Annotated in this window: 17 protein-coding genes and 1 pseudogene; 15 read left to right on the top strand and 3 right to left on the bottom strand. The window is 69.7% G+C overall.

All coding sequences use genetic code 11. The features are described 5' to 3' along the window. Positions 1–187 precede the first annotated feature (187 nt). On the bottom strand, positions 188–1,183 hold the full coding sequence (locus FHX80_RS12410) for an ATP-binding protein (RefSeq protein ID WP_145764255.1): 996 nt from the start codon (positions 1,181–1,183) through the stop codon (positions 188–190). Positions 1,184–1,285: 102 nt separating this feature from the next. Here FHX80_RS12410 and FHX80_RS12405 point away from each other — a divergent pair, with 102 nt between their 5' ends. After that, a complete protein-coding gene (locus FHX80_RS12405; protein ID WP_145764254.1) occupies positions 1,286–2,110 on the top strand; it encodes a Fic family protein in 825 nt (274 codons plus the stop codon). A gap of 519 nt (positions 2,111–2,629) precedes the next feature. On the opposite strand, the gene FHX80_RS12400 is transcribed toward FHX80_RS12405, so the two are convergent. After that, positions 2,630–3,469: an HAD family hydrolase gene (locus tag FHX80_RS12400; protein ID WP_145764253.1), complete on the bottom strand. Its 840-nt coding sequence runs from the start codon at positions 3,467–3,469 to the stop codon at positions 2,630–2,632. Between the two features lie 566 nt (positions 3,470–4,035). Between FHX80_RS12400 and ssd the strand changes: the two genes are divergently transcribed. The 7 genes and pseudogenes from ssd to FHX80_RS12365 form a co-directional block, all read left to right on the top strand. Beyond that, positions 4,036–5,097 (top strand): septum site-determining protein Ssd, encoded by a 1,062-nt coding sequence (gene ssd, locus FHX80_RS12395; protein WP_244318561.1) that lies wholly within the window; start codon positions 4,036–4,038, stop codon positions 5,095–5,097. Further along, positions 5,094–6,242, top strand: coding sequence for a TadA family conjugal transfer-associated ATPase (locus FHX80_RS12390; RefSeq protein WP_145764252.1), 1,149 nt, complete (start codon positions 5,094–5,096; stop codon positions 6,240–6,242). The genes ssd and FHX80_RS12390 overlap by 4 nt, the downstream gene beginning before the upstream one ends. 20 nt (positions 6,243–6,262) lie before the next feature. After that, positions 6,263–7,123: a type II secretion system F family protein gene (locus FHX80_RS12385; RefSeq protein WP_145767246.1), complete on the top strand. Its 861-nt coding sequence runs from the start codon at positions 6,263–6,265 to the stop codon at positions 7,121–7,123. Then, the gene (locus FHX80_RS12380) at positions 7,120–7,956 is read left to right on the top strand and encodes a type II secretion system F family protein (RefSeq protein ID WP_145764251.1); all 837 of its coding nucleotides are present in this window, start codon (positions 7,120–7,122) and stop codon (positions 7,954–7,956) included. Before FHX80_RS12385 ends, FHX80_RS12380 begins: the two co-directional genes overlap by 4 nt. Positions 7,957–8,021: 65 nt before the next feature. Continuing rightward, positions 8,022–8,222, top strand: coding sequence for a DUF4244 domain-containing protein (locus tag FHX80_RS12375; protein WP_145764250.1), 201 nt, complete (start codon positions 8,022–8,024; stop codon positions 8,220–8,222). Between the two features lie 127 nt (positions 8,223–8,349). After that, the gene (locus FHX80_RS12370) at positions 8,350–8,679 is read left to right on the top strand and encodes a TadE family type IV pilus minor pilin (protein ID WP_145764249.1); all 330 of its coding nucleotides are present in this window, start codon (positions 8,350–8,352) and stop codon (positions 8,677–8,679) included. After that, a pseudogene (locus FHX80_RS12365) lies at positions 8,676–8,996 on the top strand (Rv3654c family TadE-like protein); the annotation flags it as partial. The gene FHX80_RS12370 and the pseudogene FHX80_RS12365, both read left to right, overlap by 4 nt. 79 nt (positions 8,997–9,075) lie before the next feature. On the opposite strand, the gene FHX80_RS12360 reads toward FHX80_RS12365, so the two are convergent. Further along, entirely contained in the window at positions 9,076–11,718 is a 2,643-nt protein-coding gene (locus FHX80_RS12360) for a DEAD/DEAH box helicase (protein WP_244318230.1), read from the bottom strand. Between the two features lie 78 nt (positions 11,719–11,796). Here FHX80_RS12360 and bldG point away from each other — a divergent pair, with 78 nt between their 5' ends. The 7 genes from bldG to FHX80_RS12320 all read left to right on the top strand — a co-directional run bounded on the left by bldG (position 11,797) and on the right by FHX80_RS12320 (position 19,385). Continuing rightward, positions 11,797–12,150 (top strand): anti-sigma factor antagonist BldG, encoded by a 354-nt coding sequence (bldG, locus tag FHX80_RS12355; RefSeq protein ID WP_078075833.1) that lies wholly within the window; start codon positions 11,797–11,799, stop codon positions 12,148–12,150. A 499-nt stretch (positions 12,151–12,649) separates the two neighbouring features. Next, positions 12,650–13,123, top strand: coding sequence for an ATP-binding protein (locus FHX80_RS12350; protein WP_145764248.1), 474 nt, complete (start codon positions 12,650–12,652; stop codon positions 13,121–13,123). A gap of 295 nt (positions 13,124–13,418) precedes the next feature. Beyond that, positions 13,419–15,854 (top strand): sodium-translocating pyrophosphatase, encoded by a 2,436-nt coding sequence (locus tag FHX80_RS12345; protein ID WP_145764247.1) that lies wholly within the window; start codon positions 13,419–13,421, stop codon positions 15,852–15,854. Positions 15,855–16,218: 364 nt separating this feature from the next. Beyond that, a complete protein-coding gene (locus FHX80_RS12340) occupies positions 16,219–16,896 on the top strand; it encodes a small secreted protein (RefSeq protein WP_145764246.1) in 678 nt (225 codons plus the stop codon). 133 nt (positions 16,897–17,029) lie between these two features. Continuing rightward, positions 17,030–18,565, top strand: coding sequence for a N5-glutamine methyltransferase family protein (locus tag FHX80_RS12335; RefSeq protein ID WP_145764245.1), 1,536 nt, complete (start codon positions 17,030–17,032; stop codon positions 18,563–18,565). Positions 18,566–18,570: 5 nt separating this feature from the next. Beyond that, the gene (locus FHX80_RS12330) at positions 18,571–18,753 is read left to right on the top strand and encodes a hypothetical protein (RefSeq protein WP_145764244.1); all 183 of its coding nucleotides are present in this window, start codon (positions 18,571–18,573) and stop codon (positions 18,751–18,753) included. Positions 18,754–19,187: 434 nt separating this feature from the next. Further along, on the top strand, positions 19,188–19,385 hold the full coding sequence (locus tag FHX80_RS12320; RefSeq protein WP_145764243.1) for a hypothetical protein: 198 nt from the start codon (positions 19,188–19,190) through the stop codon (positions 19,383–19,385). Positions 19,386–19,430: the final 45 nt, after the last annotated feature.

Here is a 19,430-nt window from a genome sequence, read left to right as displayed (position 1 = left end):
GCGCCGGACGGGCCGTTAACCGGGCTCGCGACCAGTATCCGGACGGGCCGGCGATCGGGCCGGAGGAGCGGCGGACGGACCGGAACCGGGCCCTGCCAGTGCCGGACGGGCCGGAGCAGGCCCGTCCGGCACTGGTCAGCCCCGTTGCCGGGGTACCCGTACCGAACTCGGTCGAGGTATCGGCCGCTCAGACCGGCTGGGCCGCCCCGGTCTGTGCGCGGTGCTCGTCCAGCACGAAGGAGGGGTCCACCTGGGCCGCCAGATCGACCCCGGTCTTATCGTTGCCCCAGCTCTCCGCGTTCTTCAGATGGAAGTGCACCATCTGCTGTGTGTAGCGCTCCCAGTCGCGTTGCCCGTGCGAGTCCTCCGCGGCGTTCTGCAGAGCCTGCAGGGCCATCCGGTTCTCCGCTTCCAGGAGCTCGAAGCGGGCGGGGCGGCCCTTCTCCATGGCCCGCACCCAGTCGGAATGGCCGACGGTGACCAAGAGGTCGTCGCCGACCTCCGCGCGCAGGAACTCCAGGTCGTCCTCGCCCTGCACCTTGTTGCCGACGACCTTCAGCGTGACTCCGAAGTCCCGCGCGTACTCCTTGTACTGGCGGTAGACCGAGACTCCCTTGCGGGTTGGCTCCGCTACCAGGAATGTCATGTCGAAGCGGGTGAACATCCCCGAGGCGAAGGAGTCCGAGCCGGCGGTCATGTCGACCACGACGTATTCCTCGGGGCCGTCGACGAGATGGTTGAGGCAGAGCTCGACCGCGCCGACCTTGGAGTGGTAGCAGGCCACTCCCAGGTCCGACTCGGTGAACGGCCCGGTGGCCATCAGCCGGATGTCCCCGTCGTCGAGGCCGACCGTGCGGGCGCATGCGTCGTAGATCGGGTTGTCCTCACACACACGGAGCAGTCGTGAGCCCTCGCCGGGCGGCGTTGTCTTGATCATTGTCTCGGCCGAAGCGATGCGGGGATTGCTGCCGCGCAGGTACTCCTTGATCAGAGGCAACTGCGCGCCCATGGCGGGCAGCGCCGCGGCCTCCTCCTCGTCGAGGCCGAGTGCGGCCCCGAGATGCTGGTTGATGTCGGCGTCCACCGCGACGACATGGGCCTCATTGGCGGCGAGGTGGCGGATGAAGAGCGAGGACAACGTGGTCTTGCCGCTGCCGCCCTTCCCTACGAAAGCGATCTTCATGTTCACCTAGGGTAGTGGCACGATCGCTATCTGTTGTCTAAATTCGTGAAGAAGCCCACTCCGGGGCGGCAGGCGCGCGGGGGGCGCGTAGCCTCGCTACTTATGAGTACGACTTCCTCGGACCCGCTCGCCACCCTGGGCACCCTGCCGGGTGTGACGGAGGCGGTGGACTCCGTACGCAAGGCCGTCGACCGTGTCTACGGGCATCGCGTCATGCGGCGCCGCAGCAACGAGGTCACCTCGGAGGCGGCTCTGCGGGGCGCCCGCGGGTCGGCTGCGCTCTCCGGTGCCGACTGGAACCTGGAGGAGGTGCGCCGACGTACCGACTTCACCGGGGACAGCGAGGCGCGTGTGGTCGGGGCCGCTCTGCGGTTGACCGCCGAGGCGGGCCAGCTGCTCTCCATCTGGCGGCAGTCGCCGCTGCGTGTGCTGGCGCGGCTGCATCTGGTGGCAGCCGGTGGCGCGGCGCCCGAGGACGCCGTCGGGCGGCCCCGGCTGGCGGGCGAGTCGGTGGACGAGCCGCTGATCGAAGCGCCGCTGCCCGATGCCGATGAGGTGGCGGGACGGCTGGAAGGGCTCAGCGGGCTCATTCTTTCGGGGAGTGAGGCGCCCGCTCTGGTGAGGGCCGCCGTCGTGCACGGCGAGCTCCTGGCTCTGCGTCCCTTCGGTTCGTACAACGGTCTGGTCGCGCGGACCGCCGAACGGATCGTGCTGATCGGGAGCGGGCTCGACCCCAAGTCGATCTGCCCGGCAGAGGTCGGCCATGCCGAGCAGGGGCGGGCGGCGTACGTGGCGGCCTTCGAGGGGTATCTGTCCGGAACGCCGGAAGGAATGGCGGCCTGGATCGCGCACTGCGGGCGTGCGGCGGAACTTGGCGTCAGGGAATCGACGGCAGTGTGCGAGGCGCTTCAGCGAGGCGCGGCATAACGAGCGGCGTCGGGAGATTCTCGGCGGCTCAGCCGCCGCGAAATAGCTGGTGAAAAGGGTTGCGGCGGTACCGTCGTCGGTACCGCCGCTGGCATGTCCACCCAGTTACCAAGCGTCCTCGATATATGCCCATCAGGTCGGGTACTTCGCCCGTTCCTGGTGCGGCTGGCCCGTAATCGACGGGTCGACGTCGCGTGGGTACCCGGTTTTCATGCGCGGTCCGTTGGGCCTTCTCTGCGTTACAGGTCATCCTCGCGGATGTCCTTGGTCTCGCGGGCCGTTGAGTCCTTTGTACTCCAGGTGCCGGGTGAGCGGTAGTGCTGGCCGCACTTCTTTACTTTTCGGTTCAATTACGGACGAGTCGGTTCAATCGGGAGTGAGGGAAAGTCGGGAGCGGTGACGGTAGTCAGTGACTGGGTTCTGGAGCATTCGGGGTGGTCGGCGGCTCGGTTTGCCGGGGTGGGGCGTACGGCGCCCGGGAAGACAGGGTGTCTGTCGCCGGGCCGGCGGCGGGCTGTGTCAGACGGATGTCGCAGCGGTGCGCCGACGGGCGGTGTACCAGACGAGCCCGGCGGTGAGGGCGGCCGCCCCCACCGCTGCCGCGGCCATGAGAGCCGGGCGCGGTGGCATCGAGAAGGCGGGCAACCGCTGCTTGAGGCGGACCGGGCGATCGAAAACGAGAATCGGCCATTCCCGGAGGGTCGCCTCGCGGCGTAGGGCGCGGTCCGGATTGACCGCGTGCGGATGGCCGACGGACTCCAGCATCGGTACATCGGTCGCGGAATCGCTGTAGGCGTAGCAGCGTGCGAGGTCGTACCCCTCGGACACGGCAAGGGCCCTGATGGCCTCTGCCTTCGTCGGCCCGTACGCGTAGTACTCCATCTCGCCGGTGAAGCAGCCGTCGTCGCCGACGACCATGCGCGTCGCGACGACGCGGTCGGCGCCGAGCAACTCGCCGATCGGTTCGACGACTTCGGCGCCGGAGGTCGAGACGATGACCACATCGCGTCCGGCGGTGTGATGTTCCTCGATGAGCGTCGCCGCTTCGTCGTAGATGATCGGGTCGATCAGATCGTGCAGGGTCTCAGCGACGATTTCCTTCACCTGCTGGACGTTCCAGCCTTTGCAGAGCGCGGAGAGATACTCGCGCATCCGCTCCATCTGGTCGTGATCTGCGCCCCCGGCGAGGAACACGAACTGTGCGTACGCAGTGCGCAGTACGGCGCGCCGGTTGATCAGCCCGCCTTGGTAGAAGGACTTGCTGAAGGTCAGCGTCGAAGACTTCGCAATGACCGTCTTGTCCAGGTCAAAGAAGGCTGCTGTGCGCGGCAAGAAGCAGTTTTCCACAAGGCAGAGCATAGGGGGCCACCATTCGGCGTAAACCCCGGCGTGTGGGTTTGCCCGAGAAGGCCCTCGGGTACACCATGGAAGTCACGGATCGTTCGCGACCGTGCTAACCCGGTCCGGCTCCTCCCCCCCCGAGTCGGCCGTGGGGACGACCCCCGCTCTCCCCCCCGGCGGGGGTCGTCGCATGTCCGGACACGTGTCTGTCGTTCGGAATCAAGCATTTCTCCTCCTTCTTGGCCGCAATGGCCCACGTTTGCGCTGGACTCGCATCAGCATGCATCGTCACGGTGCGTGATGGAAGGGATGCTCTCCGGAAGTCGCCGGTTTGAGCGACGGGGATATTCACAACGGCAGAGTTGTCCACAGTATTTGAGCAAGATCCACACGATTTCCTGAAGCGCTGCACCGTGATTCCACCCGTGAAGTCCACGGGTTCCGGAATCACCGTCCTCGGAACGCTCCGGGATCGCCGCGAACCGCGGTGAAGGTGAGTGAAGAAGGGGGCTGAGAGCGTGGCTGAATCCAGCGCACGGGATCGTTTGCCGGCCGTCGGGGCGGGACGGGGCGGTCCGTTGATCGTGACCGAGGATGTGGATCTGCTCGACGATCTGCTGAGGCTGTGCGCAGCCGCCGGAGCGGAGCCCGAGGTCCATCACACACTGCCGGACCGGCGAGGCGGCTGGGATCGGGCTCCCATGGTTCTTGTCGGGGACGACGCGGCACTCCGGTGCCGTGGGGCGGCTCGTAGGCGGGGTGTGATGCTCGTCGGGCGCGACCAGGACGCGCCCGATGTCTGGCGCCGGGCCGTGGAGATCGGGGCCGAGTACGTGCTGCGGCTTCCCGATTCCGAGAACTGGCTGGTCGACCAGATCGCCAATGCGGCGGAAGGCGTCGGCAAGCCGGCGCTCACCGTCGGGGTGATCGGCGGCCGTGGTGGCGCCGGTGCGTCCACGCTGGCCTGCGCGCTTGCGGTGACCGCGGCGAGGATCGGGCGGCGGACCATGCTGATCGACGGCGACCCGCTGGGTGGCGGCATCGATGTGTTGCTCGGCGGCGAACGGGCGGAGGGCATGAGGTGGCCTGATTTCGCCCATTCCAAGGGGCGGGTCGGCGGCGGTGCCCTGGAGGAGTCGCTGCCCGCATTGCACGGGCTGAGGGTGCTCAGTTGGGGTCGCGACGACTGGGTGGTCATCCCGCCGCAGGCCATGCAAGCGGTGCTGGCCGCCGCGCGCAGGCTCGGCGGGGTGGTGGTCGTGGATCTGCCGCGACGGGTCGATGAGGCGGTGGCCGAGGCCCTTGCGCAAATGGACCTCGGGCTGGTGGTGGTTCCCGGGGAACTGCGGGCGGTCGCGGCGGCAAAACGTGTGGCATCGATGGCGGGGATGGTGCTCGACGACCTCCGGGTGGTGGCCCGCGGGCCGTACGCGTCGGGTCTCGACGAGCAGTGGGTGGCGCACGCCATGGGGCTTCCGCTGGCTGGTGAACTCCCCTTGGAAAAAGGGCTGCTGGCTGAGCAGGAGATGGGTGAGCCGCCCGGCGGCAGTGCTCGCGGACCGCTGGCCAGGTTCTGCTCGGCCTTCTGGGACCGGGCGCTCGCCGGCGAGGCCGCCGGAGGGCCGGCCGTGGGAGGTGTCTCATGACAGAGGCGCTTCTCGACGCTGTTCGGCAGCGGTTGGCGCAGAGCGGAGCGGCGCCGACCCCGGCCGGGGTCGCGGCCGCGCTGCGGGCCCAGGGGAGGTTACTCGGGGACGCCGAAGTGCTGGGCGTTGCAGATGAGTTGCGCGGGGAGTTGATCGGGACCGGCGTACTGGAGCCGCTCCTCGCGGATCCCGCTGTCACCGATGTTCTGGTGTCTGCTCCCGACCGGGTGTGGGTGGACCGCGGCGGCGGGCTCGAACTCACCGGGGTGACCTTCGCCGACGCGGCGGCGGTGCGCAGGCTCGCGCAGCGGCTCGCCGCTGTGGCGGGGCGGCGGCTGGACGATGCCAGGCCCTGGGTGGACGCGCGGCTTCCGGACGGGACCCGGATGCACGCCGTGCTGCCACCGGTGTCGGTCGGGTCAACCTGTCTGTCGTTGCGGGTAGTCCGTCCCAGGGCCTTCTCGCTGGCCGAACTGGTGGCGGCGGGGACCGTACCCCCAGGTGGTGACCAGGTGCTTCGGGCACTGGTGGAGGCCCGGGTCTCCTACCTCATCAGTGGGGGAACAGGAGCCGGGAAGACAACGCTCCTCGCGAGCCTGCTGGGTGCCGTGGGGGAGCGGGAGCGGATTGTGCTCGCCGAGGACTCGGCCGAATTGCGTCCGGACCACCCGCACGTCGTACGCCTGGAATCGCGTCCCGCCAACCAGGAAGGTGCCGGGCGGGTGACGCTCCGGGACCTGGTGCGTCAGGCCCTGCGCATGCGGCCCGACAGGCTGGTGGTCGGGGAGGTGCGGGGTGCGGAAGTCACCGAGTTGCTGGCCGCGCTGAATACCGGTCATGAAGGTGGTTGCGGGACGGTTCACGCCAATGCGGCCGAGCATGTCCCGGCCCGGCTGGAGGCGTTGGGGACCGCGGCGGGGCTGGACCGGGCGGCACTCCACAGTCAGTTGGCGGCGGCGCTGTCGGTGGTGGTCCATCTCGTGCGGGACCGGGCCGGGCGGCGGCGGATCGCCGAGGTCCAGGTGCTGGAGCGGAATGCGGCAGGGCTGGTGGTGACCGTTCCGGCGCTGCGGTGGGGCGCGGCCGGCTTCGAGCGGGAACGGGGCTGGGAGCGGCTGCGGTCGCTGATCGGGGGCGAGCTGTGACCAGCGGTGCGGAGGTGGGGATGCCGGAGGCGGTGCATGCGGCGGCGCTGTGCGCGGGAGCAGCTGCCTGGATGGTGGTGGCCGGGCGGAGTCAAGGGCGGCGGAGAGCTCGAGTGCTGTTCGGCAACGGGTCTGATGAGTCGCCCTGGTGGGAGGAGCGATGGGAGAGCGGCCGGAGGCGGCTCGAGGCGTTGCTGAGGGGGCGGCGGGAGTGGCTGTGCCTGCCGGTGGCGCTGCTCCTGGGGGTCCTTGGCGAGTCCGTGCTGCCGATGGTCGCGGGGGCGGCCGCGGTGCCGCTGGTGCGGCGATGGCTGCGGAGAAGGGAACTGCGCAAGGACCGGGAGCGCCGGGCCGACGGGGTGATGGACCTGTGCGGTGCGGTGGTGGGTGAGCTGAGGGCCGGCCGCGAACCGGGGCAGGCGCTGCTTGTCGGGGTCGGCGGAACGGGGGTGATGGGTGCGGCCGAGGCGGGGGTGTCGGCCGCGGCGCGGTTCGGGGGTGATGTCCCGAGAGCGTTGGGACAGGCGGCGCGCGAACCGGGCTTGGACGGGCTCGCCGGAGTGGCTGCCTGCTGGCGGGTGGCTGTGGACGGTGGGGCCGGACTCGCGGCCGGTCTGGACCGGCTGGAGGGCGCGTTACGGGCCGAGCGGCGTCGGCGGGAGGAACTGCGGGCGCAACTGGCCGGAGCGTGGTCGACGGTCGCGGTGCTGGCTCTGTTGCCTGTGCTGGGAATGGGCCTCGGTGCCGCGCTCGGGGCGCATCCGCTGAGGGTGCTGCTGCACAGTACGGCCGGGCTGGTCTGCCTGGTGATGGGCGGCTTGCTGGAGGCGGCCGGTCTGCTCTGGGCCGGCCGGATCGTCCGGGCGGGGGAGGCGGTATGAGCGCCGGGTTCGGTGAAGTTGTCCACAGGGTGGGGGTGGTCGGAGTGGCGGCGGGCGTGTGCACCCAGTTGGCGCTTGCCCTGGCCCGTCGGCAGACCGGGCGGCGGGTGCGGCGCAGGGGCGCGGCGATTCTGGCGGTGGACGCGGTGGGTCCGCTGCGTCGGGTCGGCGCGGTCGGCCGGGTTCAGGGGTGGTTCGGCGGGCTGGTGTCCACTGCCCCGGCCAGGCAGTGGGCGGCGGCGCTGGGTGTCGTGCCGGCGGGCTGGATTCTGGTGGGCGGCCTGCTGGGGTGGGCGGTTGGACTGCTGGCGGGATACGGCGCCTGGCGCTGGCAGCGGGCCCGGCTGGGAAAGGCGCCGCATGCGGCGGACCAGGAGGCGGCAACGGCTGCGGAGGTCGTACGTCAGCTTCCGCTGGCCGCGGACCTGCTGGCGGCCTGCATCTCCGTCGGGGCCGGCCCGCGAGAGGCAGCGGAGGCAGTGGGGGAGTCGCTGGGCGGGCCGGTCGGCGAGCAACTGGCGCGAACGGCGGCGGAGATCCGGCTCGGTGGGGACCCCACCGTCGCCTGGGGGCGGTTCGGGGAGATACCGGGCGCTGCCGCTCTGGCGCGCTGTCTGGACCGGGCCGGTGCGACCGGTGCTCCGGCGGCGGAGTCGGTTTCCAGGCTGGCCGAAGCGATGCGGGCCGAGCGGTCGAGCGCGGCGGTGGCGCGCGCGCAGAGGGCCGGCGTACTCATCACCGCGCCCGTCGGGCTCTGCTTCCTTCCCGCCTTTCTCACGGTGGGGGTGGCGCCTGTGGTGATCGGTCTGGCAACGGGATTGCTGAATCCCTGATGGCCCGAAGGGCTCATGGGTCAAAGAGTTAATTTCGGCAGAAAATAATCTCTCGGGGGTTTGAAATGAAGCAGAAAGTCATGGATTGGGCATGGAGCCTGGTACGCAGGGCTCGGGCGGACAGCGGTATGACGACGTCTGAATACGCGGTGGGGACGATCGCCGCCTGTGCGTTCGCTGCGGTGCTCTACAAGGTGGTGACCAGCGCGCCGGTCATGGCGCAGTTGCAATCGCTGTTGAAGGACGCCCTCGATGCGAAGTTCTGAGAGCGGCACAGCGGTGGCGCCGGGTCCCGGGAAGGGAGCCGGGGAGCGAACCGGGCAGGTGGGCGGGCGAACCGGGCAGGTGGGCGGGCGAACCGGGCAGGTGGGGCGGTGGGGTGAACGGGGCGCGGTGACGGCGGAGGCCGCCATGGCGATTCCGGTGCTGGTGGTGTTCACCCTCGCCCTGTTGTGGGCCCTGGCGGCCGCATCGGCCCAGATCCGGTGTGTGGACGCGGCACGGGCCGGTGCACGCGCGGCGGCCCGCTCCGAACCGGAGTCACACGTACGGGAGGCCGCCCTTTCGGCCGCGCCGGACCGGGCCGGGGTCGAGGTGGAACGGACCGGGGCGCTGTGGCGGGTCAGAGTGACCGCGCCGACCCCTGGCCCCGGGCCGCTGGCCGTCACGCTGAGAGCGGAGGCTGTGGCGTCGGCCGAGGACATGGTGGGTGCGACGCCATGACCCGGTCAGGTCCGCGAGTGCCGGGCGAGTGGATAAAGGGGCTCTGTGGGCGCGATGCGGGGCGGGACCGGGGGCTGGCGACTGTGTGGGCTGCGGTGACCGTGGTGACGCTGTGCACGGTGTTTGCAGTGGTGCTGGCGCTCGGACAGGTGGTGGTGGCTCGGCACCGGGCCGGAGGCGCGGCCGACCTGGCGGCCCTGGCAGCGGCTGATCGGGCCTTGGAGGGACCAGCCGAGGCCTGCCGGGCCGCCCAGCAGGTTGCCAGGGCACAAGGGGCGGAAGTGGTGCGGTGCACCGTGCGGGGGGAGATCGCCGATGTGGCCGCCAGGGTGCGCCTCGGGCCGTACGCACCGGAGGTCAGGTCCCGGGCAGGGCCGGCGACGACGGCTCCTGCGGCTACAGAGCAGACGGAGAGCCCGGAAAGCCGGGAGGGCCTGGGGAGCCCGGAGGGGGCGGCGTCGCTGATGGGTCATGCGTCGCTGATGAGTCCGGTGCCGCTGTTGGGTCCGGTGCAGACAGCGGCCCTGGGGTTGCCGATGGACCCGGTGCCGCCGAGGGCTCGGTGGCACTCGTCATCGGCCCGGCCTGGTCAGGAGGTGCGGATCGGAGGAGCTCGGTGAGCAGGCGTACGGCCCCCCGCTTGTGCAGTGGCTCGTTGCCGTTGCCGCACTTCGGGGACTGAATGCACGACGGGCAGCCCGCATCGCACTCGCAGGATGCGATGGCCTGACGCGTGGCGGTCAGCCAGCCACGCGCGGTGTGGAAGGCGCGTTCCGCGAACCCGGCACCCCCGGGATGGCCGTCGTACACGAAAACGGTCGGCAACAGGGTGTCCGGATGCAGCGGTACGGAAACGCCGCCGATGTCCCAGCGGTCGCAGGTGGCGAAGAGCGGCAGCATCCCGATCGACGCGTGCTCGGCGGCATGCAGCGCGCCGCCCAGGATCTCCGGATTGATCCGGGCGGTGTCGAGCTGGTCCTGGGTGACCGTCCACCACACGGCGCGGGTGCGCAGGGTGCGTGGCGGGAGGTCCAGTTTGGTCTCGCCGAGCACCTCGCCGGTGATCAACTTGCGACGAAGGAAGGAGACGACCTGGTTGGTGACTTCCACGGAGCCGTAGCAGAGACGCCCGTCACCCCACGGGATCTCGGTGTCGGTCTCCAGGACGGCGATGGCGGTGGTGTCGCGTGCGGTCGTCGAGTACGGCGGATTCGCCTCCTCGACCAGTGCCGCCGAGTCCTCGAGGTCCAGTTTCCGGACCAGGTAGGTGCGGCCCTGGTGGAGGTGGACGGCGCCCTCGTGGACGGCGGTGTGCGCGGCGGACTCGTCGACGGTGCCCAACAGCCTTCCGGTGCCCTCCTCGACGATCTGGACAGGGCGGCCGCCCCCGCCCCGGATGTCGGTGAGGTCGGCGGCCCGTTCACGCCGGGTCCAGTGCCATCCCGAGGGCCGCTTGCGGAGCAGCTTCGCGGTTTCCAGCTGCGGCAGCAGTCCGGCCGTTGTGGGGCCGAAGAGTTCCAGGTCGGGTTCGGTGAGCGGAAGCTCCGCTGCGGCGGCACACAGATGGGGGGCCAGGACGTACGGGTTGTCCGGATCGAGGACGGTCGACTCCACGGGCTGCTGGAACAGCGCCTCGGGGTGGTGGACGAGGAAGGTGTCCAGCGGGTCGTCACGGGCCACCAGGACGGCGAGGGCTCCCTGGCCCGCTCGTCCCGCACGTCCGGCCTGCTGCCACAGCGAAGCCCTCGTGCCGGGGTAGCCCGCAATGACGACGGCGTCCAGGCCGGAGACGTCGATGCCGAGTTCGAGGGCGGTCGTGGCGGCCAGGCCGAGCAGCTGACCGGAGTGCAGGGCGCGCTCCAGGGCGCGGCGTTCCTCGGGGAGATAGCCCCCGCGATAGGCGGCGACGCGGGCGGGCAGGGAGCGGTCGATCTCCGCGAGGCGTTCCTTGGCGATGACGGAGATGAGCTCGGCGCCACGCCGGGAACGTACGAAGGCGACCGAGCGTACGCCCTGCACGGTCAGATCCGTGAGCAGGTCCGCGGTCTCCGCCGTGGCGGTGCGGCGCACGGGGGCGCCCTTCTCGCCGTGCAGCTCCGTCAGGGGCGGCTCCCACAGGGCGAAGACCAGCTCGCCACGCGGGGAGGCGTCGTCGGCCACCTCGACGACCGGGAGGCCGGTGAGACGGCCCGCCGCGGCGGAGGGCTCGGCCGCGGTGGCGGAGGCCAGGAGGAAGACGGGATCGGCACCGTAGCGGGCGCACAGGCGGCGGAGCCGGCGCACCACCTGGGCGACATGGGAGCCGAAGACGCCCCGGTAGGTGTGGCACTCGTCGATGACGACGTAGCGCAGGGCACGCAGGAAGGAGGACCAGCGGGGGTGGGACGGGAGTATCCCGCGGTGCAGCATGTCGGGGTTGGTGAGGACGTAGTTGGCGTACTGGCGTACCCATTCGCGTTCCTCGACGGGGGTGTCGCCGTCGTAGACCGCGGGACGGATCCCGTTGCCCAGCGGAGCCGCCAGTTCCTTCACCGAGCGCCTCTGGTCGGCGGCCAGGGCCTTGGTGGGGGCCAGGTAGAGGGCGGTCGCGCCACGGCCGTTGGGAGCCTCGGAGCCGTCCAGGAGGGCGCTGAGGACCGGAGCCAGGTACGCCAGCGACTTGCCGGAGGCGGTACCGGTGGCGATGACGACCGACTCGCCGTCCAACGCGTGCTCCGCCGCCGCTGCCTGATGGGCCCAGGGATGGTCGATGCCGGCGCTCTGGATGGCGGCGATCACTTCTGGACGGATGCGATCGGGCCAGATGGCATGGGTTCCCGTACGCGGGGGCAAGTGCTCCGTATGAGTGATGCGCGCGGACCGGCCCGCCCCTGCGGCGAGCCGGTCGAGGACCATGTCCGGAGAGGGGCGGGAGCCCCCGCTCTCGGGCGGTCGACTGGGGCGGTGATTCTTGGCCATCGGCACCGAGTGTGTCACTGGCGAGGCGGACAATGCTCCCAAGGCGTCGTGCATGACAGCCGGTAAGTGATTGAATGCCATCGCGGCTGGCGATCCGTCCCCTGGCTCCGCCGGGGAGACCGAGGGGCGACCGCTCGATAGCAAGGTGCTGGAGGATCCGTGGACCTGTCCTTGTCGACTCGCAATGTGTCCGGCCCTGGTGGCGACCGTACGGTCGTCGAGGTCGGTGGCGAGATTGATGTGTATACCGCGCCCAAGCTGCGCGAGCAGTTGGTCGAGTTGGTGAATGACGGCAGCTACCACTTGGTTGTCGACATGGAAGGCGTCGACTTCCTCGACTCCACCGGCCTCGGCGTACTGGTGGGTGGCTTGAAGCGTGTCCGGGCCCATGAGGGCTCGCTGCGCCTGGTCTGCAACCAGGAGCGCATTCTCAAGATTTTCCGGATCACCGGTCTGACCAAGGTGTTCCCCATTCACACCACGGTCGAGGAGGCCGTTGCGGCAACCGACTGACGGCCTGCCCGCGGTCGGACCGGCTTCAGGGCCGGTCCGGCGGTAGCGGGTGCGACCGCAGTCGGTGCGGCGGCAGCTCCGGGGCAAGTCGGCCGGGGTGATGGCGGCGGATTCGTCGGCGGCCGGTGATTCCGGTGGTCGGTGAGTTCGGTGACCGACGTCCGGCCATCGGTCCTTCACCCGATCGGCGGTCGGCGTCCGATCTGTTTGCCGACCGGTCGCTTGCGCGATCGGATTCGGTCGCTCATATGATCGGATTCTGTCGTCAGTGTCGTCGGCCGTCAGCAATTGGCGGTCAGTCGTCGGCCATTTCTGGTCGTCCGTCAGCGGCCGGCCTCGGACAGTGGCCGAATGTTGTCCGAACATCATCCGTCGGGCCTGTGTCCGGTGGATGCCGGGCAGGTGCGTCGGTTGGCGGTGTCCGGAAAGACAGAGCCAGGAGCGCCGGGCGACACGCCCGGCTCCTGGGATGCACACACGTACGTTCGAGGGGGATCGCATGGCCACCGTTGAACTCCGCTTCAGCGCCCAGCCCGAACACGTCAGAACGGCCCGCCTCGTGGCGGCTGCCGTGGCGCGCCGGGCCGGGGTCGACGAGGCCGTGCTCGACGAGGTCAGACTCGCCGTGGGAGAGGCCTGCAGCCGTGCGGTCGGGCTGCACCGCAGCCACGGCATCACCGCGCCCGTCACGGTCGTCCTGATCGAGGAGGAGAAGTCCTTCTCCATCGAGGTCGGCGACGAGGTGCCGGGCCCCGGCAGTGACGGAGCCGTACCCGGTACGTCCGGACGTACCGGCGCCACGCCCGGCGCGGGACCGGATGAGCCGGAACCCGACCCGGAGGGCGACGGCGAGGACGAGATGGGCCTCGCGGTCATCAGCGGACTGGTCGACGACGTGGAAGTCAGATCCGGCGCGGACGGCGGAGTCATCCGGATGAGCTGGCCGAAGACGCCGGCCACCGTACTGCCCTGAGGGACGCGCGCGTCCCGGGGCGGTCCGGCCGGCCCGGTTCGGCCGAAACGGTGGTGCAGCCGGTCATCCCTGATACTTTTCGAGGCCCTGCTGAGCAGGGCCTCTTTCATTTCTGCTTGATCAGTGATCTCCAGATAATGCGCCTGCCCCATTACTGCATTCGGCCCTATCGGCGAAGGTGATCAATTGCCGTTCGGCGGATGAAGGTCAATTGTATTTACCGCGCACTGTTTTGATCGTGTTCTGCTATCTACAATCCGTCCACGTCTTGAGCGCTGAGCGTCAAGGAGGACGTATGGCGGGGTTCGGCACCACACCACTGGCAGAACTGACGCAGTTTTCCGCACTTTCCGACCCACCCACCACTCTCGCAGCAGCGGTACTGACCGATGACAACCGTGTCATCGTGATCGTCGTCGCGGTTGTCGCGGTCGCGGCACTGCTGGTCGCCCAGCTGCTGGCACGTCAGATGCTGGCGGCCGGTGAGGGCACCGATCGCATGAAGGAGATCGCGGCAGCCGTCCAGGAAGGCGCAAATGCCTATCTGGCCAGGCAGTTGCGCACGGTCGGCATCTTTGCCGTTGTGGTCTTCTTCCTTCTTCTGCTGCTTCCGGCCGACAACTGGTCTCAGCGCGCGGGACGTTCGGCGTTCTTCCTGGTGGGTGCGCTGTTTTCGGCGGCCACCGGATACATCGGGATGCGTCTCGCCGTACGGAGCAATGTGCGGGTGGCTGCCGCCGCGCGTGAGGCGACTCCCGCGGAAGGAGAACCGGAAAAGGATCTCACCGCTGTTTCGCACAAAGCAATGAAGATCGCATTCCGTACCGGGGGTGTGGTCGGCATGATCACCGTGGGCCTCGGGCTCCTGGGGGCTTCCTGCGTGGTGCTCGGCTATGCCGCCGACGCGCCGAAGGTGCTGGAGGGCTTCGGACTCGGTGCGGCGCTGATCGCGATGTTCATGAGGGTCGGCGGCGGCATCTTCACCAAGGCCGCCGATGTCGGTGCGGACCTCGTCGGCAAGGTGGAACAGGGCATCCCGGAGGACGATCCGCGCAACGCCGCCACCATCGCCGACAACGTGGGTGACAACGTCGGGGACTGTGCGGGCATGGCGGCGGACCTGTTCGAGTCGTACGCCGTGACACTGGTCGCCGCGCTCATTCTCGGCAAGGCCGCCTTCGGCGACTCGGGACTGGCCTTTCCCCTGATCGTGCCCGCGATCGGCGTGATCACCGCGATGATCGGGGTCTTCGCGGTCGCGCCGCGGCGCAGCGACCGCAGCGGGATGACCGCCATCAACCGTGGATTCTTCATCTCGGCGGTCATCTCGCTCGTTCTGGTGGCCGTGGCGGTCTTCGTCTACCTGCCGTCCTCGTACGCGGAGCTGGAGGGTGTCACCGATGCGTCGATCACCTCGCACGGCGGGGATCCGCGGCTCTTCGCCCTGGTCGCCGTTGCCATCGGCATCGTGCTCGCAGCCCTGATCCAGCAGTTGACGGGCTACTTCACCGAGACGAACCGGCGTCCGGTCAGGGACATCGGCAAGTCCTCGCTGACCGGACCGGCCACCGTCGTACTCGCCGGTATCGCCATCGGTCTGGAGTCCGCCGTCTACACCGCGCTGCTGATCGGGCTCGGCGTCTACGGGGCGTTCCTGCTCGGCGGTACGTCGATCATGCTGGCGCTCTTCGCGGTGGCACTGGCAGGGACCGGGCTGCTCACCACCGTCGGGGTCATCGTCGCCATGGACACCTTCGGCCCGGTCTCCGACAACGCCCAGGGCATCGCCGAGATGTCCGGCGATGTCACCGGCGCCGGTGCCCAGGTCCTCACCGACCTGGACGCCGTCGGCAACACGACCAAGGCCATCACCAAGGGCATCGCCATCGCCACCGCCGTTCTGGCGGCGGCGGCGCTCTTCGGCTCCTACCGCGACGCGATCGCCACCGCGGTCGACGACGTCGGTGCCTCGGCCGGGGAGACGGGGCTGAGCCTGGACATCTCGCAGCCCAACAACCTGGTGGGTCTGATCCTCGGTGCCGCGGTCGTCTTCCTCTTCTCCGGGCTGGCCATCAACGCGGTGTCCCGGTCCGCCGGGGCCGTGGTTTATGAGGTGCGGCGGCAGTTCCGCGAGCACCCCGGGATCATGGACTACTCCGAGAAGCCGGAGTACGGGCGCGTCGTCGACATCTGTACCAAGGACGCGTTGCGCGAGCTGGCCACGCCCGGTCTGCTGGCGGTGCTGGCGCCGATCGCGGTCGGTTTCAGCTTCGGGGTCGGGGCGCTCGGCTCGTACCTCGCCGGCGCGATCGGCACCGGGACGCTGATGGCGGTCTTCCTCGCCAACTCCGGCGGTGCGTGGGACAACGCCAAGAAGCTCGTCGAGGACGGTCATTACGGCGGCAAGGGGAGCGACTCCCATGCGGCGACCGTCATCGGTGACACGGTCGGCGACCCGTTCAAGGACACGGCCGGGCCGGCGATCAACCCCTTGCTCAAGGTGATGAACCTGGTGGCTCTGCTCATCGCGCCCGCGGTGGTGCAGTTCAGCTACGGCGAAGACGCGAGCGTCGGGGTGCGCGCGGTGGTCGCGGTCCTCGCCATCGCGGTCATCGTCGGTGCGGTCTACGTCTCCAAGCGGCGCGGGATCGCCGTGGGGGACGAGGGCGACTCCGGAGGCGAGGACGGGGGCAGCCCCGCCAGGCCCGCCGATCCGGCAGCCGTTCAGTGAGCCGGCCGTCGGAGGGGGGCCGCGTCGACAATCCCCTGTGTCAACACGGCTTTCCGAACGGGAGGCCCTAGACAACGCGAGGCCAAGGGGTTGGCGGACGAGGCACGCTGATGCCTCGTCCGTCCGCTCTGACGCGTTGACCGGTCGTTCTGATGCGGCGTCCGCCCGCTGGTCCATCCATACGAACGAGTGCTCGTTCGTTCGGGTGTTCTCGTATGCGAGGGCTGTGTGGGTGAGTTGTATCTCCCTCGTTTCGCTTGGTGCAAATGGCTCTAAAAGGTCACTCATCGGATGTCCGGCGCCTGGATGGAGGGCGTTCGGCGTGTAAGTTCCGGGGCCGAGAGCCTTGGAAGGGACCAATCCGGTGAACAAGAAGCTTGCGGCCGCGCTGTCCGGCGGTGCGGTACTGGTACTTACGCTGTCGGGCTGCAGCGACGACAGCGACAACAAGGTGAACGACTGGGCGAAGAAGGTCTGCGACCAGGTCCAGCCCCAGTTGCAGAAGATCGCGGACGCCAACGCCTCCATCCAGCAGCAGACCGCCGACAACAGCAAGCCCGCCGACGTCCAGAAGACCGACTCGGCCGCCTTCCAGCAGATCTCCCAGGCCTACAAGGCGCTGGGCTCGGCGGTCGACTCGGCGGGCCCGCCGCCGGTCGACGACGGCGAGACCACGCAGAAGGAGGCCGTGAAGGAGCTCAACGCCTCCTCCGCGGCGTACGCGGATCTGCAGAAGCAGGTCGATGACCTCGACACGAAGGACCAGGCGAAGTTCGCCGACGGCCTCAAGGGCATCGCGGACGAGCTGAACAAGATCAGCACCAATGGTGACCAGGCGCTGAAGAAGCTTCAGTCCGGCAAGGTCGGCACCGCGATGGCCAAGCAGGAGGGCTGTCAGAAGCCGACGGCCTCGGCATCACCGGCAGCCGCTCCCCCGAAGGACCCGAAGAACTCCGAGGACCCGAAGGACCCGAAGGCTTCGAAGGATCCGAAGGCCTCGAAGGAGGCGTCGGCTTCCGCCTCGCCCAGCGAGAAGTCGTAACCGGACGGCTCCCGGCTGCGGCCGCGCACCCCGAACGAGCAGCTGTACGACCGCGGACGGGCGGGCGTACGACCGGCCCGGCGGCCCCTCAGGGGCCGGCGGGCCGCTGCCGTTGTCAGTGGGAGCCGCCACAATGGGGCGTGTGAGTAAGACCAGCCTTCCCGCACCCGACCATGCGACCCGGCTCCGCGAAGCCCTGCTCGCCGCCGCCTTCACCGCCGACGGGCTCCTCGACCTGCTCGGCGCGCCCGCCTACGCGGCGCTCGCCCGCAGCGAGACCGTTCCGGCGTTGCGTGCCACCAGGGGGGACGCGCCGCTCGACACGCTGGTGCGGCTCTTCCTCCTCCAGCGCCCGGTTCCGGCCGGGCGGGTGGCTGCCGTGCTGCCGCTGCCGGAATGCGTCGCGGACGGCTGGCTGACCGAGTCCGGCGGCGAGGTGCGCGCGTCCGTCGACGTGCGGCCGTACAGCGGGCCGGACGGCCAGGACTGGTTCATCGTCTCCGACCTGGGCTGTGCTGTCGGCGGCGCGGGCGGCATCGGCTCGCACGAGGAGGGTGTCGTCCTCGGTATCGGCGGCGCGTCCACCACCCTCGCCGGGATCACCGTCCGCAGGCCTGTCGCCTCCGCCCTCGATGTCGGTACGGGCTCCGGCATTCAGGCGTTGCACGCCTCGCAGCACGCCACCAGGGTCACCGCCACCGACCTCAACCCGCGCGCTCTCGACTTCACCCGGCTCACCCTTGCCCTGTCCGGCGCCGCCCCGGCCGATCTGCGCGAGGGGTCCCTCTACGAACCCGTCGCCGGTGAGACGTACGACCTGATCGTCTCCAACCCGCCCTTCGTCATCTCGCCCGGCGCCCGGCTCACCTACCGCGACGGCGGCATGGCGGGGGACGATCTGTGCCGGACCCTGGTGCAGCAGACCGGCGACCGGCTGAACGAGGGCGGATACGCCCACTTCCTGGCCAACTGGCAGCACACCGAGGACGAGGAATGGCAGGACCGGTTGCGTTCCTGGGTGCCGCACGGCTGTGACGCCTGGATCGTGCAGCGCGAGGTTCAGGACGTCACGCAGTACGCGGAGCTGTGGCTGCGTGACAGCGGCGACCACCGCACGGAGCCCGCGGAGTACGCCGCGCGGTACGACGCCTGGCTGGACGAGTTCGAGGCCAGTGGGACCAAGGGCGTCGGCTTCGGCTGGATCACGCTGCGGAAGTCCGCCGCGGCAGCCGCCGGGAAGCCCTCGATCGTGATCGAGGAGTGGCCGCACGCAGTGGAGCAGCCGCTCGGACCGGCCATCGAGACGCACTTCGCCCGGCAGGACTATCTGCGCGATCAGGACGACGCGGCGCTCCTGGCCGGTCATTTCATCCTCGCCGCCGAGGTCGTGCAGGAGCAGGTCGGGCTTCCGGGCGCGGAGGATCCGGAACATGTGGTGCTCCGTCAGAACCGCGGCATGCGACGTGCGACGAAGGTGGACGCGGTCGGCGCCGGATTCGCGGGCGTGTGCGACGGATCGCTGCCCGCGGGACGAATCCTCGACGCCATCGCCCAGTTGATGAACGAGGACCCGGTGCTGCTGCGCGACCGCACCCCGCAAGCCATCCGGCTGCTGGTGGAGGAGGGCTTCCTGGAGCCGTTGCCCCCGGCCGGCCGGACATCCGGGTGATCCAGATGGACCGGATCGAGTGGGATGCGCCATCGCTCGGTGCGACGCGGATCGGGATCAGCCTGCTGCGGGACACCTTCCGCGGCCTGTACCCCGCGATACCCCACTGTGCGCTGTCCCGCCCGCCCTACGAGGAACGGGCGGTGCGCGTCCGGGAGGGGCTGAGGGAGGGCGATTCGCTGCTGTGAGCCCCCGGAACCGGGCTCCACTCTGATTCGGACGTGCACTGCCGTATGTGCTGAACGGCCTTGTCATCAGTGTCTTCACGCTCTCCGGTCCATGCGTTCTGCTCGGTCTGCGGATTCCGGTTGGCGCACTGTCCGGGCCGACCGCCGTACTGCTCGCAGCGCGGCGCGGCGGGATGCGAAGGCGTGACGCGAGGAAGTGCTGTGAGCAAGCGCTGTGAGGAAGTGCTGCGGGGCGTGATGTGAATCAGGCCATCGTCGGGCGCGCGCCCGGGTGATGTGTTCACAGCGCGGTCCTGGTGTTTACCCAGGGTTCGTTTCGCCGACGTTCCGCGGTGCGAGCCTCCCGGAACGGTGCGACACGAAGCCGTACGGCGCTGCATGACCCGCGGGCACCCGCCCCGGTCCGCGCCGGAGGGACAGGGAGGCGTACGGGCATGGAGAGCGGACCTGCGGTCTTTGCCGGAGCGGTGTTCGCGCTGTTCGGTGCCGCACTACTGTTGTGGACCGGGGCGCGCACGCTGCATCGCGCGCCGGTGGCGCACCGGGTGAGCTCCGGCGCTTCCACCGCGCTCGCCACTGTGTTCGGCGTAGCTTTCCTCGTCCTCGGGGTGTGGTGCCTCACACACGTCTGAGTCTCCGGCCGGACACGTGTCCGAACCCGCCGAGATCCACCCGCC

This window comes from Streptomyces brevispora (genome assembly GCF_007829885.1).
Classification (GTDB): domain Bacteria; phylum Actinomycetota; class Actinomycetes; order Streptomycetales; family Streptomycetaceae; genus Streptomyces; species Streptomyces brevispora.
The sequence above is the reverse complement of the archived record's forward strand: the minus strand, read 5'-3'. Positions and strand labels throughout refer to the sequence as shown.

Coding starts and splice junctions, on each gene's coding strand:
- FHX80_RS12410 (WP_145764255.1), bottom strand. CDS start 1,183: ATGAAGATCGCTTTCGTAGGGAAGGGCGGCAGCGGCAAGACCACGTTG.
- FHX80_RS12405 (WP_145764254.1), top strand. CDS start 1,286: ATGAGTACGACTTCCTCGGACCCGCTCGCCACCCTGGGCACCCTGCCG.
- FHX80_RS12400 (WP_145764253.1), bottom strand. CDS start 3,469: ATGCTCTGCCTTGTGGAAAACTGCTTCTTGCCGCGCACAGCAGCCTTC.
- FHX80_RS12390 (WP_145764252.1), top strand. CDS start 5,094: ATGACAGAGGCGCTTCTCGACGCTGTTCGGCAGCGGTTGGCGCAGAGC.
- FHX80_RS12385 (WP_145767246.1), top strand. CDS start 6,263: ATGCCGGAGGCGGTGCATGCGGCGGCGCTGTGCGCGGGAGCAGCTGCC.
- FHX80_RS12380 (WP_145764251.1), top strand. CDS start 7,120: ATGAGCGCCGGGTTCGGTGAAGTTGTCCACAGGGTGGGGGTGGTCGGA.
- FHX80_RS12375 (WP_145764250.1), top strand. CDS start 8,022: ATGAAGCAGAAAGTCATGGATTGGGCATGGAGCCTGGTACGCAGGGCT.
- FHX80_RS12360 (WP_244318230.1), bottom strand. CDS start 11,718: ATGGCATTCAATCACTTACCGGCTGTCATGCACGACGCCTTGGGAGCA.
- FHX80_RS12350 (WP_145764248.1), top strand. CDS start 12,650: ATGGCCACCGTTGAACTCCGCTTCAGCGCCCAGCCCGAACACGTCAGA.
- FHX80_RS12345 (WP_145764247.1), top strand. CDS start 13,419: ATGGCGGGGTTCGGCACCACACCACTGGCAGAACTGACGCAGTTTTCC.
- FHX80_RS12335 (WP_145764245.1), top strand. CDS start 17,030: ATGGGGCGTGTGAGTAAGACCAGCCTTCCCGCACCCGACCATGCGACC.
- FHX80_RS12330 (WP_145764244.1), top strand. CDS start 18,571: ATGGACCGGATCGAGTGGGATGCGCCATCGCTCGGTGCGACGCGGATC.
- FHX80_RS12320 (WP_145764243.1), top strand. CDS start 19,188: ATGGAGAGCGGACCTGCGGTCTTTGCCGGAGCGGTGTTCGCGCTGTTC.